Source organism: Brevundimonas vesicularis NBRC 12165, from assembly GCF_001592205.1.
GTDB lineage: Bacteria > Pseudomonadota > Alphaproteobacteria > Caulobacterales > Caulobacteraceae > Brevundimonas > Brevundimonas vesicularis.
On the sequence record NZ_BCWM01000027.1, the window covers coordinates 17723 to 28894 of the forward strand.

At 63.5% G+C, this 11172-nt stretch carries 15 protein-coding genes; 6 read left to right on the forward strand and 9 right to left on the reverse strand.

All coding sequences use genetic code 11. The features are described 5' to 3' along the window. The first annotated feature begins 79 nt into the window (after positions 1-79). Entirely contained in the window at positions 80-394 is a 315-nt protein-coding gene (locus tag BVE01S_RS15965; RefSeq protein WP_218015940.1) for a winged helix-turn-helix domain-containing protein, read from the forward strand. Then, positions 391-1704, forward strand: coding sequence for a sensor histidine kinase (locus tag BVE01S_RS15970; RefSeq protein WP_066629731.1), 1314 nt, complete (start codon positions 391-393; stop codon positions 1702-1704). The genes BVE01S_RS15965 and BVE01S_RS15970 overlap by 4 nt, the downstream gene beginning before the upstream one ends. A gap of 17 nt (positions 1705-1721) precedes the next feature. Here BVE01S_RS15970 and BVE01S_RS15975 read toward each other — a convergent pair whose 3' ends face one another. The 3 genes from BVE01S_RS15975 to BVE01S_RS15985 form a co-directional block, all read right to left on the reverse strand. Next, entirely contained in the window at positions 1722-2399 is a 678-nt protein-coding gene (locus BVE01S_RS15975; RefSeq protein WP_066629733.1) for a CPBP family intramembrane glutamic endopeptidase, read from the reverse strand. A 112-nt stretch (positions 2400-2511) separates the two neighbouring features. Continuing rightward, the gene (locus BVE01S_RS15980; protein ID WP_066629734.1) at positions 2512-2850 is read right to left on the reverse strand and encodes a hypothetical protein; all 339 of its coding nucleotides are present in this window, start codon (positions 2848-2850) and stop codon (positions 2512-2514) included. Between the two features lie 167 nt (positions 2851-3017). After that, entirely contained in the window at positions 3018-3866 is an 849-nt protein-coding gene (locus BVE01S_RS15985; protein ID WP_066629736.1) for an enoyl-CoA hydratase/isomerase family protein, read from the reverse strand. Between the two features lie 64 nt (positions 3867-3930). On the opposite strand from BVE01S_RS15985, the gene BVE01S_RS15990 reads away from it, so the two are divergent. Next, a complete protein-coding gene (locus BVE01S_RS15990) occupies positions 3931-4338 on the forward strand; it encodes a winged helix-turn-helix transcriptional regulator (protein ID WP_244878412.1) in 408 nt (135 codons plus the stop codon). 39 nt (positions 4339-4377) lie between these two features. Here BVE01S_RS15990 and BVE01S_RS15995 read toward each other — a convergent pair whose 3' ends face one another. Next, positions 4378-5184, reverse strand: coding sequence for an AraC family transcriptional regulator (locus tag BVE01S_RS15995; protein WP_218015941.1), 807 nt, complete (start codon positions 5182-5184; stop codon positions 4378-4380). Between the two features lie 233 nt (positions 5185-5417). On the opposite strand from BVE01S_RS15995, the gene BVE01S_RS16000 reads away from it, so the two are divergent. Then, positions 5418-6158: an SDR family NAD(P)-dependent oxidoreductase gene (locus tag BVE01S_RS16000; protein ID WP_066629738.1), complete on the forward strand. Its 741-nt coding sequence runs from the start codon at positions 5418-5420 to the stop codon at positions 6156-6158. 80 nt (positions 6159-6238) lie between these two features. Here BVE01S_RS16000 and BVE01S_RS16005 read toward each other — a convergent pair whose 3' ends face one another. The 3 genes from BVE01S_RS16005 to BVE01S_RS16015 all read right to left on the reverse strand — a co-directional run bounded on the left by BVE01S_RS16005 (position 6239) and on the right by BVE01S_RS16015 (position 8299). Further along, positions 6239-6553, reverse strand: coding sequence for a winged helix-turn-helix transcriptional regulator (locus tag BVE01S_RS16005; protein WP_066629740.1), 315 nt, complete (start codon positions 6551-6553; stop codon positions 6239-6241). A gap of 34 nt (positions 6554-6587) precedes the next feature. Beyond that, positions 6588-7355 (reverse strand): PI-PLC domain-containing protein, encoded by a 768-nt coding sequence (locus BVE01S_RS16010; RefSeq protein WP_218015942.1) that lies wholly within the window; start codon positions 7353-7355, stop codon positions 6588-6590. Positions 7356-7489: 134 nt separating this feature from the next. Then, positions 7490-8299 (reverse strand): hypothetical protein, encoded by an 810-nt coding sequence (locus tag BVE01S_RS16015; protein ID WP_066629742.1) that lies wholly within the window; start codon positions 8297-8299, stop codon positions 7490-7492. Positions 8300-8402: 103 nt separating this feature from the next. Between BVE01S_RS16015 and BVE01S_RS16020 the strand changes: the two genes are divergently transcribed. Beyond that, positions 8403-9137: a hypothetical protein gene (locus BVE01S_RS16020; protein WP_066629744.1), complete on the forward strand. Its 735-nt coding sequence runs from the start codon at positions 8403-8405 to the stop codon at positions 9135-9137. A 9-nt stretch (positions 9138-9146) separates the two neighbouring features. Further along, positions 9147-9380 (forward strand): Y-family DNA polymerase, encoded by a 234-nt coding sequence (locus tag BVE01S_RS17500; RefSeq protein WP_370667913.1) that lies wholly within the window; start codon positions 9147-9149, stop codon positions 9378-9380. Between the two features lie 81 nt (positions 9381-9461). On the opposite strand, the gene BVE01S_RS16025 is transcribed toward BVE01S_RS17500, so the two are convergent. Both BVE01S_RS16025 and BVE01S_RS16030 read right to left on the reverse strand, forming a co-directional pair. Further along, entirely contained in the window at positions 9462-10211 is a 750-nt protein-coding gene (locus BVE01S_RS16025) for a hypothetical protein (RefSeq protein WP_066629746.1), read from the reverse strand. A gap of 205 nt (positions 10212-10416) precedes the next feature. Further along, entirely contained in the window at positions 10417-11058 is a 642-nt protein-coding gene (locus BVE01S_RS16030) for a GIY-YIG nuclease family protein (RefSeq protein WP_157076495.1), read from the reverse strand. Between the last annotated feature and the right edge of the window lie 114 nt (positions 11059-11172).

The window sequence follows — 11172 nt, forward strand, 5'->3', positions numbered from 1 at the left end:
TTTGTGAAAACATGTTCGGCGCATTTCACGGTCGCGCCGTTGGGTTCGGCCCCCAACCACGTGGAGATGGAACACCCGTGTGAAGAATGACGATGACATCCGCGCAGGCCGGCTTGTCTTCGACCTTGCTAATGAGGAAGCGAGGATCGGCGAGGATCGGCTGGACCTTCCACGACGCGAACTGCGGGTGCTCGCCGCGCTGATGAAGCGGCGCGGGAGAACCGTGCTGCGAGAAGCGCTGGAACAGGCGGTCTTCTGGTTCGACGACGAGATCCAGTCCAACACCCTGGATTCTCACATCTCGCGGCTCCGCCGTAAGCTCACCGATGCGGAGGCCGGCGTCGAAATCCACGCCATTCGGGGCGTGGGCTATCTGCTGCGGGAACCGTTATGAGCCGGCCTCTCTCGCTCAAGCGCCCATTGATCATCTACCCCCTCGCCGTTCAGCTCGCGATCCTTCTCATCTCCTTCGCGACCATCCTGGCGGTGACCATCCGCATCGACAGCGGGGGCCCCTATACCGATGAGAGCATCACCCCGGTCATCGCACGGGCGATCGATCGAAACGACGACGGTCGTCTCTTCGTCCGGATGACGCATGAACTGACCGAACTGCGGAAGGAGGCGCCCGATCTCTGGTTCGTGGTCGAGGACGACGAGGGCCGCAGCGTATCGCTGGGCGACGTGCCGGCCCGCTATGCGTCGCTCGGCGCTCTGGCGGATTTCTCGTATGCGCAACTCCGCGATCGCGAGGCGCCGCACGACCTGACAGCTGTTCTCCGGCGGGAAACGGCGCCGGCCGGAACGCTGACGATCCTCGGGCACGGCAAGCTGAACAGACTGAGCATGATTGTCCTGATCGCGTCCAATGTGATCGTCCTCCCGATCTTTCTGCTGCTCGTGCTGACGTCGGTCCTTGTCACGCCGTGGATCGTCAGGCGATCGCTCGCCGGGGTGTCGCGCATCGCCCAGGAGGCGGCGGAGATCGATATAGCGAGACGCGGTCGTCGCCTGAGCGAGGACTATGTGCCGGTTGAGATTGCACCACTCGTTCGCGCCATGAACCTGGCGCTGGACCGTCTCGATGAGGGCTACGAGCGCCAGCGCCGGTTCATCGCGTCTGCGGCGCACGAGCTGCGCACGCCTATCGCGATCCTGCGCGCCCGGGTGGAGGTGTCAGAGACGCCTGGAATGCGGGCGCTCGCCGCCGATGTTCATCGCCTGGCGACGCTGGCGGACCAGCTGCTCGATCTTCAGCGGCTCGATCAGGACAGGCAAGACGAAGACCTTGATCTGGTCGGGCTCGTGCGAGGAGTCGTCGCTGACCTGGCTCCCCTACTGATCGAGGCAGACCGCTCGATCGAGGTTCAGGCCGTGCGCCGACAATCGTTGAAGCTGGATCGTTCGTCGATGGAACGGGTGGTCACCAACCTTATTCAGAACGCGATGGAACATGGCGGGCGACATATCATCGTCAGGATCGACGGGTCGGCGTTTGAGGTCGAGGATGATGGGCCCGGGATCCCCCCTGAGGAGCGGGAACGCGTGTTCGAAGCCTTCCATCGCCTGCGGCCGCGCTCAGCCGGGAGCGGCTTGGGGCTAAACCTGGTGCAGCAGGTGGTCCAGCGGCACGGCGGGCGGGTGTCCATCGCCAGCGCCGTCGTCGGTGGAACCGTGGTGAGGGTAGATCTCGCGCCACTTTGACACGTCGCGGACACGCTTCACTGAACCGGCGCGAAGCCCAAAGCCGAAGCAAAACTGTTTGCGCCATTGTAGACGCAATGCAGGACAACGCAGGGCCAGACAGACCCGGTGCGGCGAAAGAGGATGGCTGAGAGTACGCCGACCATGATGGCGACGGGCAGGATCACGCTGACGCCGTGCACGATGCCGAAGATCCCCGCGCTGAGCCCGACGCCCGCCCAGGCGCCGTACCGGTTCAGAGCGTTCGCTATGACGCCCCGGAACAGTATCTCCTCCCCGAAGGGGGTGAATAGAGCGCCGCCCATGAGCGAGAGGGTGAAGGCGATCGCGCCGCCCTGAGCCGCCGCATGGAGCACGGCTTGCGGGTTGTCGTCGCCCAGGAAGGACACATAGGTGAACTGGATGATGAGGTTCAGACCGTAGCCGACAATCCCGAGCGCGGCAGCGATCAACAGCCAGCGGCGCGCCACGGGTATGAACCCGAAGGGACCCAGGGCACGGATCCGCAGGCCCCAGGCCGCGGCGAAGCCGCCAACCCCCGCCAGACCACCGGCCGTCGAGCCGACGACGCCTTGGAGAACAGGCTGATCGTGCAGGAACCCGACGGCCAGGGCTGCCGGGACCAGGAGCACCACAAAGGTCGCCAGTCCCACGAGAATTTCGGGCCAGCCCGGCTGTTGCACCTTGGCGCTCATTGTCCTGCTCGATATTCAAAGGGCATGGCGTCATCCGGAGGGACGCGCCGTTGACGCGCTCCTCCGGATCGCTTTTCAATCTTCGTTTGGCGTCGGCGTCTCAGGATGCGGACTACCGGCCGCACTCGCGACGGTTCGGATCGCGTCTGCAACGGTCCCGCCGCGCCTGTTCGGCGGTGGCGTAGGCGTCTCGGGCGCCCTCGTTGATGAGCTGGTTCTTGCGCGCTTCATTCAGTCCGGCGTCATCGCGCCGACCCTGCTGGGCGACCATGCAGTCGCTGTAGGCGCGAGACCCTGGAGCGGACCCGAAGGCCGAACAGGTCCTGTAGTCATCCTGCAGGTTCACGTGGTGAGGCGCGGCGGTCGTGCCGCATGCCGCCAAAGCGGCCGCGGACAAGACGACGGCGCACAGGGCGGATCGCGAGCGATTGCGGAACAGGGGGTTAGGCATGGTGTCGGACTCCAAGTTTCCGGGAGCGGCGGGACGGGTGCGACGCGGACCTCGCATCGCAACCGACCGTCGGCGGGGTTCTAGAAGAACAGGCCAAGATTGCGGGAACATGGGATGGTCCACTGTTCGCGCCGCCGCGGATTTCGGGTGATCATCTGCAGACGGCCTCAGACGGGACGGATGCGCCGCCAAAGGCGGCGAAGCAGGCCTTCCAGATCGCGCTCGCCCAGCCGGGTCTGAGCGCCCTCCTCCAGCCCGCCTCGGATGAGCGTATCACAGGCAGGGCGGGCGAACAGTCCGGCCCACGCCTCATGTTCCAGCTTGAGACCGTCGGTCAGGTCCGCAGGCGGCAAGGCGGACTTCGCGGCCGCGATCACGCCATCGGGGAGAGCCGCGATATTGCGGGCCAGACGATCAACGAAAACGTCCAGATCGGCGGCGGGAAGGGCCCGGTTGATCCAGCCGTATCGCTCGGCGGTCGCGGCGTCGATCAGATCGGCCCCGAGGACAATCTCAAGCGCCCTGCCCCTCGTCGTTCTTTCGGCGAGCAGCTGCGTCCCTGCGCCTCCCGGTATGATCCCCATCAAGGCCTCAATCTGGCCCAACCCGGCCGTCTCCAGTGCGGCGAAGCTCATGTCGGCGGCCGCGACGAACTCCGCTCCGCCGCCGCGCGCCTTTCCGGCGAGCTTCACGATCGTCGCCTGCGGCTGAGCCCGAAGCCGCAGGGCGATCGCCTGGAACGGATTGGCCGCCGATGGAAGCGACTGGGCCAGCTTGTCGAACGCGGTCGGCTCGTCGATGAGGGTCATATCGACATGGGCGATGAAGAACTCATCGTCGGCGCTTTCGAAAACGATCACCCGCACGTCCGCGTCATCGCGAAGCGCGTCCAGCAATCCGACGAGCTCAACGGCCAGGCCGGCGTCCAGGATGTTGACGGGCGGGTTGCCGATGACCACGCGGGCGACGCCGGCTTCGGTGGAGACACGGAGCCGACTGAAGGCGGGAAGAGACATTGAGGGACCTTTCTGCAGGAAGCCGCTCAAGTATCTCTTGAATACCTAGGGTCAAGAACGCACCTTGAGTATCCCAGGTATGCTGGAGAATACGATGTCTCGTCCGATCGACCCCAACGATCCCCGCGACCCCGTCTACCGGGCTGACTGCCCAAGCCGGGCGATCCTCGATCAGATCGCCGACAAATGGTCGATGCTGGTGCTGCAGGTCCTGCGCGAGCCGCGACGCTTCAACGCCATCCGCCACCGCCTGGACGGCATCACCCAGAGGGTGCTGACCCAGACCCTGCGCAAGCTCGAGCGCAATGGGATGGTCGAGCGCCGCGTGCTTGCGGGGTCTCCTCCGGGAGTGGAGTACTCGCTCACGCCGCTCGGCCGGTCGCTGCAGCAGCCGTTCGGCGCCCTCTACGACTGGACCGTGCTGCACATGGATACGATCCAGTCGGCCCAGACGACGTACGACGGCCGCTGAACCGGGCTGTATTCCGGTCTGGTCGATCCCATCGCCATGTCAGCCGGGCGCCCTTGCGAGGTCGTCGACCGGCGAGGCGCCGAACATCGACTTGTACTCCCGACTGAACTGAGACGCGCTGACGTAGCCGACATCGAACGCCACGCGCGAGACCGTGGCGCTCCCAGCGGCGAGCAGCTTGCGTGCCTCCAGCAGGCGCATGTGTTTCTGGAATGCGAGGGGGGTGTGGCCGGTGATCGCCTTGAAGTGCCGGTGGAAGGACGTCACGCTCATCCCCGCCGACGCCGCCAGGTCGGGAATGACGACAGGTTCGCGATTATGGGAGGCGAGCCAGTCGGCCGCCGCCTTGATGTGCCGGACACGCGCATTGCGCTGGCCGATCTGACGAAGCGTGTCGCCCATCGGGCTCTGCAGAAGCCGGTAATAGAGCTCAGTCTCGATGGGGTCCGCCAGCATGTCGATGTCGCCAGGCGTTTTCACGAGCGCCACAAGCCGGGCGAAGGCTTCACCCACTGGGCCGCTGAGGTCTCCGGCCGCCGCCGCGCAGGTCCAGAGATCTTGCCGTTTGGGCATATTGAGCATGACGTGAGTAAGCTTGGCGATATCAAAGTCCAGACTGACGGCGACGTAAGGCGCTGACGCATCAGGCGTGAGTTGGTCCACATAGGGCAGACCGAAAGATGAGGCTGTGCAGGCGCCCGGTGTCAACTCGAAGCGGTTCTCGCCCATGAAAAGGATCCTCGTTCCCTGCAGGACCGCGTAAAGCATGGGTTTGAATGCCGCAGGCGTCGGATCGGTCGGAGTGGTGGTCGACCACACCGTCAGGCGGGGCACCGGCGTCTGCACGCCCCGAGGTTCGGGACGCGCAGCGACGAAAGGCTCTAGGTCGTCAAGAAGGCGGCGTGTGATGAGTGCGGGATCCATCATGCCAGTGAGATAGGTCGCTGGTAGGATTAGGCAAGCCTCCGGCAGGATCAGATATTCTGGTCTGCGGAGCGTCGCCTATCTCCCTGCACAGAAGAGGCCGACGAAACGCGGCTCTCCAGGGGCCCGCCGGGCCCTTTCACTCAGGAACAGATATGACCGATCTCAGTGGAAAGCGCGCTCTCGTCACCGGAGGATCCCGGGGCATTGGCGCTGCGATTGCTCAGGCCTTGGCCGAGCGCGGCGCGGACGTCGCCATCACCTACCAAAACTCCCCGCAGCGCGCGGACAGCGTCGTCGCGTCGATCCAGAAGGTCGGGCGCCGCAGCCTCGCTGTTAAGGCCGACAGCGCCGACATCGATGCCATCGAGAGCGCCGTAGCGGAGACGGTCAATGCGCTCGGCGGCTTGGACATCCTGGTCAATAGCGCTGCCATCGGACTGGCCGGTCCCGTCGCGGATCTGGACCTCACCCAATTCCAGACCCTGATGGACGTGAATGTTCGCGGACCCGTCGCCTTCACCAAGGCCGCGATCCCGCACCTTGGCCAGGGCGGGCGGATCATCTCGATCGGCTCCGCCTTGGGTGATCGGGTCCCCTTCCCGGGGGTGACGGCCTACGCCATGACGAAATCGGCACTGCTGTCCTTCACGCGCGGCCTTTCGCGAGAGCTTGGCCCGCTCGGCGTCACAGTGAACCTCGTCTCGCCAGGATCGACCGATACCGAGGCCAATCCGGCTGATGGCGAAGGCGCCGATTTTCAGCGCGGTCTGTCGTCCGTGGGACGCTATGCGGACCCGCGCGAAATCGCCGACGCCGTCGCCTTTCTGGCCAGTCCGGCGGCCAGCATGATCAACGGCACGGTCATAACGGTCGACGGCGGCGCGAACGCCTAGCCCTGCCAAAGACGCCCGCATCGGCGCGTTGCCGATGCGGGCGTTGACACGGACGACGCCATCGCATGTCGCTGTCCACCTTAGCTCGGGTCCCCTGTGGACCGCTGCTCGGCCCAGATCAGGATGGCGTCGAGGGCCGGACAGAGCGCCTGCCCCCAAGCCGTCAGACGATACTCAACTTTGGGCGGCACCTCGGCGTAGACAATGCGCTCGACCACGCTGTTGGTCTCGAACTGGCGCAGTTGCTGGATGAGCATCTTCTGGGAGACGGCTGGGATTGCCCGCTCTAGCGTCGAAAAGCGCAGGACGGCTCCGCCGAACAGATGGAAGAGGAGGCTTACTTTCCACCGAGTGCGGTGGCTCTCACATTCACCTAGAGGTCCTGCCTGGCCCATCAACGGCGCTAGCCGCGAAATCTCACGACTGATCCTAGGGTTGGAAAGGCATTGGGCCGATCCTCACTGACCTGAATCCGGGTGCCTCGAGATTGATGTCGATTTCGGTCGTGAAAGGCGCGAGGTAGGCTTGGGCGTCGAAGCCCCTGAACGTTACCCCAGCGGCTCGCAGCGCCGTGAAGACGCGAGAGATTGCGGATATGAAAACCGGCATCAGGTCCAGGTAGATCTGGTCCTCGGGGTAGCGCTGGAGAACGCCGTGCTGGCGGACCAGCGGGAGCCCTAGGCCGCGGTCGATGACCTCGTACCGCTTGATCAGCCTCGTCCCCTTCGTCCGCGTGTCGAGCAGAGGCGAGGCTCGCGCGGGATTCAGGCGCGCATCGATGTCGTCTAGCCGGACAAAGTGGGTCATGAGGACCGGGACCCCGTGCCGGGTCGGGTGTTTCGCGAGCAGGAACGCGGCTCCGTTCCATTTCTCGAACCCATCCTCGAGGTAGAGCCGTGAGAGAAAGCTGTGGAACAGGGGATGGTCGTGGTGGTGGAGCGCGTTTCGCACCGCGATGAGCAAGGCGGTGTCGCCGAAGTCAGAATAGGGGAAAGACGTCTTCGAGACGTCGTATAGGCTATGGAAGGCGTTGAGCTTCGCCTCGAACGCGCGATCCAGGTTGTTGACCGCTTCCTCCCGATCGACGTCGAAGATGCCTGGAAACCGCAAGTGAGCCTCGACGTACAGCCGCATGGTATTGGCCAGGACGGCCACGGCGCGCTCGATGGCGCCCGTGTTGACGGGGGTGTTCGACATGGTTCGCTCGATGTCTTTTGGGGCCCACGCCTCACGGTGAAGGTGGAGGCCGCAGTTTTAAAGATGCTTCGCAGACGGGCGCCGCTGCCAGTCGTCCGGTGACGCCCGACTGGAGCGACAGACCAGCGGATGCCCTAGCGTCTCGGACGCAGGCTCGGGGGACCTGCAACGGCGTTCACGCCGATGACGCGGAAGGACTGGAACGCCTCGACCCCTGAAGGAGTCGTGTTGGCGGGGATCGTGCCGTTCTGCAGCCCGGTCAGTATCTGGGACGCGGCAGCATCGGCGATCGACAGCGCGCTGTTCAGCACGCTTTCCTTGCCCGCGTCCGAACTGGCGTAGATCAGAGTAACGCCCTGCGGCAGGAACTCCCCGCTGTCCACCGGGACCGTGCGGGCATTGAAATCCTTCAACTGGCCGAGTTCTGAATCGACGATCAATCCGATCCTTTGGCCTGCTGCATAGAACCCTCGCTGCTTTAAGATTTCCAGCGCGCCCATCCACCCGAACGGCTCGGGCTTGGCGACCAAGTCTCCGTACTCGATGGCGAAGGGCGCGTCGAAGCGCCAGCCGCTCTCGACCTTCTCGGGACCGAGGACCACCTCGCGCTTCAGCGTTGCGACGCCCACCACTGACATGCGGCGGCCGTCGATGTCCTTGGTATTGGTGTCGACGGCGAAGACCCGGTCGAAATGGGTTGCCAGCGCGTCGCTGTCCTCGAACATCGCGGCGTGAGGCGGTTGAGGCATGCGTGACAGGACCTTCGGCGCCTTCGCACGCTCATACGACCGCTCCGAATAGACGTTCGTCATCTCCTGACCGAAACTGATCGCACCGGTTCGGGCATCGACCGTGAGGTTGAGTTCCGTGATCTCTCCCGTCGTCGTCCCGTAGATCGATTCCGACCGGGGCTTTCGGTCACCGCCGCGAGGTTTCTTGCTCATCGCATTCCTTGTTCAGCCCGGATCGCCCGCCCAGTGGATGTAAGGGACTGCGGCCCAGCGGCGAACCGGTTATGAGGCATGACGAACCAGAAGTGGAAGCCCCGTGTCGAAATCCGAAACCGTGTCGTTGATCGTGGCCGCGTCCAGCGAGGTCTTGGTCGCTCCAAATTTGGCGGCCATCTATTGCGATGAGGGCGGGGAAGCCGAACCGCAGCAGATCGGCACTGCGTTCATCCTCCAACATGCCGGCGCGCATGTCCTCGTGACTGCCGCCCACTGTCTGTACGGCCAGTCGAAAGGCCGGCCGGAGAACCCAGGCGACAAGATGGTCTTCCAGGGTGGGGGGCTCCAGCGGCTCGGGGATATCACCACCTCCGAACTCGTCTCGGAGCGTCGCCATGACCTCGCGGCCGTCATGGTCAGGGGCTTCGACGGCGGCCTTCCGGGGGACGCGCTGACACACGCGCATGAGCATTCCCCTGTCATCGCTGTTCACGGCTATCTCGCGAGGGATTTCAAGAGGGACCGGACGGAGGGGATGCTCCGGCCGAAACCCTTCATCTACCAGAACGCACCCCGAGACTGCGTTGACGGGCGACTGCGTTTCAAATTTCCTCGGAAGAACTTCGATACATACACGAGCTCCCGGGTGGTCGCCCCAATCCCTCGCGGCCTGTCAGGCGGACCCATCCTCGATGCGATCGCCCTTGCACAGGACAGGATCGGTATTGCCGGCGTCTTCACCGATTGGGACGCTGGAGTGGGTAGCGGCGCCTCGCGAGAGGTTCTCGTCGCCCTACTGCAGATGCTTGTTCCTACGACCGATAACTCGCCGTAGTCCGGCTCGATCCGAGGAGCCGCGTGCCATACTCGTCCGCCAAGGTTCGAGGTCCACAAGGCCGTGTCGCTCCAGATCCACGCGATCTTCGCTGACTACACGCTCCTGATCGAACCCCTGTCGCTCGACGAGGCCTGTCCCGACGTCTCCGACAACCGGCGCGGCCTGATCGCGGCGATCTTTCGTTCGTCTAACGGATGCGGTCTTCGAGCGCCCAGATCCGTACCTGTTGATCAATCATAGCTCTGGAGGTCGGATGGGCGGCCTATATCCAAGCATCCGAGCATTTGCCCCGTGAAACTGCCTTATGCTGTGCGTCAACAATCATGGTGTTCGGATGCGATTTTCGGCGATACGCCAGCCGCGATGGATGTAGCCTTTGCTTTCTTCACGCAGGTGCTTTCGGTCAGTCGGTCCGGCACTGAAGTCGAGGATCAGGTCGTCGCCTTCGAGGTGAGTGGAAGCCGCGAAATGTTGAGCCGCCAGCCTCGCAAGGAGCTTGTCCTCGGTTTGCAACGGGACGCCGTGTTTCACGGCAACTCCCAAAATCAAGCAGTCCCGGACCGTGTTGACGAAATTTGCCTTGGGCGCGTGGCTCGTCAGGAGGACGTCCAAAATCTCCAACCCCAATCCCGCCGCTTCAGGCTCTAGCGCGAACCCTCGGAACCCTCGGTCGAGCAAGAAGCGGAAGCGCTGCCTCAGTTCCCGCTCGTCGGCCTTGCCAAGACCCTCTACAGCCGCGTTGAAGATCTCTGGCCGACCAGAATTGATCGCTTGGGTCACCGCCAAGCTGCCGTACTCCACAATGGGTTTGTGATCGCCTCCAAGGTCAATCAGCAGCCGGTCCGTGCGGTTCCGGCGGCTGGAATGCGTGGGAGAGGGAGCCTGCTCGGGGCTGCCCACCAGTGCGTGAAAGCCCAAGCGCAGGGGCACGTAGTAGCGCGCGCGCTGCGGGTCCTTGCTGTAGGCCTTGAGGAACTCAAACGCCGAAACCGAGGCGACAGCACCGAGCATTACTGGCGGACGGCGTCCCGCCTGCATGTTTATCAAGATCTGGGTGTCGATCATCCGCATGGCAGTCGTTCCTCGCGGCTTCGCCGTCGTCCTGGATCTGCCCCTCGTGAAGGACGGCGTCCAGTGGAGGAAAGCGCATGGGAGGACAGGAGTCGCAGAAGGCCAGTCTACAGGACACATCCAACGTTTCCCCAGCGCGCCGGATGGACGACTTAGCGTTCCAGTTCACCAGGTCGCTGGATCAGCCCCCCTCGTCAGCCAAAGGCTATTCGTCCTCGTAGTATTTGAACCAAGCGTTCCTTTCGGTCGGCCTGATACTCCAGAGATATCGTTTGCCGCGATTATCAAGCGGCGCGTTCCACTCCCCATTATATTGATGATCGATGTGGCCTTCACGGCCGGCGTACTTATTCACCAGTGGCTTCTCACCGAATTTGGCCCGGAATTCGTCGAGCAAGAAATGCTCAAAATCCTTGAACGCATCGACATTCCTGCCGTCACCAATCGCCCCCATATAAAAGCGGAAGGATACGTCGCGAAGCGACCGGGACATATCAAAGATCCAGTTGTGCAGGTGTGAGCGGATGCGGTTGGAGAAAACTCCTCTGCCGATGTACATCACCTCCGAGACGCCCTTGGCATAAGAAACGCCGAAGCCATCGCCGATCGAGATGACATAGACGCCGTTTCGAACCTCGCTGAAGCGTTTCGGTTTGCGCTCCTCTTGAGCCTCGTCCCACGCTTCCCGGACTTTCTGCATGACCCGGTCGATCGAGGCTTTACGTACGGACGCCTGAACCTCGTCGTCCTGCCGGTCAAACTTGCGGAGGTCAAAGCCTAGGTCCCTCGCTTCATCGGAGACACTGATCAAGTCCGATCTAGCCCATTGGATGTTGATCTTTGCCATATGCCCCCCAGTGCACGAGCGAAAGTACCGCGTGGAGACTGGCCGGCAAGTCTCGCATACGCGCAATAAGCTCATTGTCTGAGTGTCCGCAAATCGGATCGCCGATCACGCGCC

What these genes read in the sequence shown, in the direction of transcription:
- BVE01S_RS16005 (WP_066629740.1), bottom strand. Translation starts at nt 6,553, where the DNA reads ATGGGCCAGGCAGGACCTCTAGGTGAATGTGAGAGCCACCGCACTCGG.
- BVE01S_RS15985 (WP_066629736.1), bottom strand. Translation starts at nt 3,866, where the DNA reads ATGTCTCTTCCCGCCTTCAGTCGGCTCCGTGTCTCCACCGAAGCCGGC.
- BVE01S_RS16015 (WP_066629742.1), bottom strand. Translation starts at nt 8,299, where the DNA reads ATGAGCAAGAAACCTCGCGGCGGTGACCGAAAGCCCCGGTCGGAATCG.
- BVE01S_RS16025 (WP_066629746.1), bottom strand. Translation starts at nt 10,211, where the DNA reads ATGCGGATGATCGACACCCAGATCTTGATAAACATGCAGGCGGGACGC.
- BVE01S_RS15980 (WP_066629734.1), bottom strand. Translation starts at nt 2,850, where the DNA reads ATGCCTAACCCCCTGTTCCGCAATCGCTCGCGATCCGCCCTGTGCGCC.
- BVE01S_RS15975 (WP_066629733.1), bottom strand. Translation starts at nt 2,399, where the DNA reads ATGAGCGCCAAGGTGCAACAGCCGGGCTGGCCCGAAATTCTCGTGGGA.
- BVE01S_RS16030 (WP_157076495.1), bottom strand. Translation starts at nt 11,058, where the DNA reads ATGGCAAAGATCAACATCCAATGGGCTAGATCGGACTTGATCAGTGTC.
- BVE01S_RS15970 (WP_066629731.1), top strand. Translation starts at nt 391, where the DNA reads ATGAGCCGGCCTCTCTCGCTCAAGCGCCCATTGATCATCTACCCCCTC.
- BVE01S_RS16000 (WP_066629738.1), top strand. Translation starts at nt 5,418, where the DNA reads ATGACCGATCTCAGTGGAAAGCGCGCTCTCGTCACCGGAGGATCCCGG.
- BVE01S_RS16010 (WP_218015942.1), bottom strand. Translation starts at nt 7,355, where the DNA reads ATGTCGAACACCCCCGTCAACACGGGCGCCATCGAGCGCGCCGTGGCC.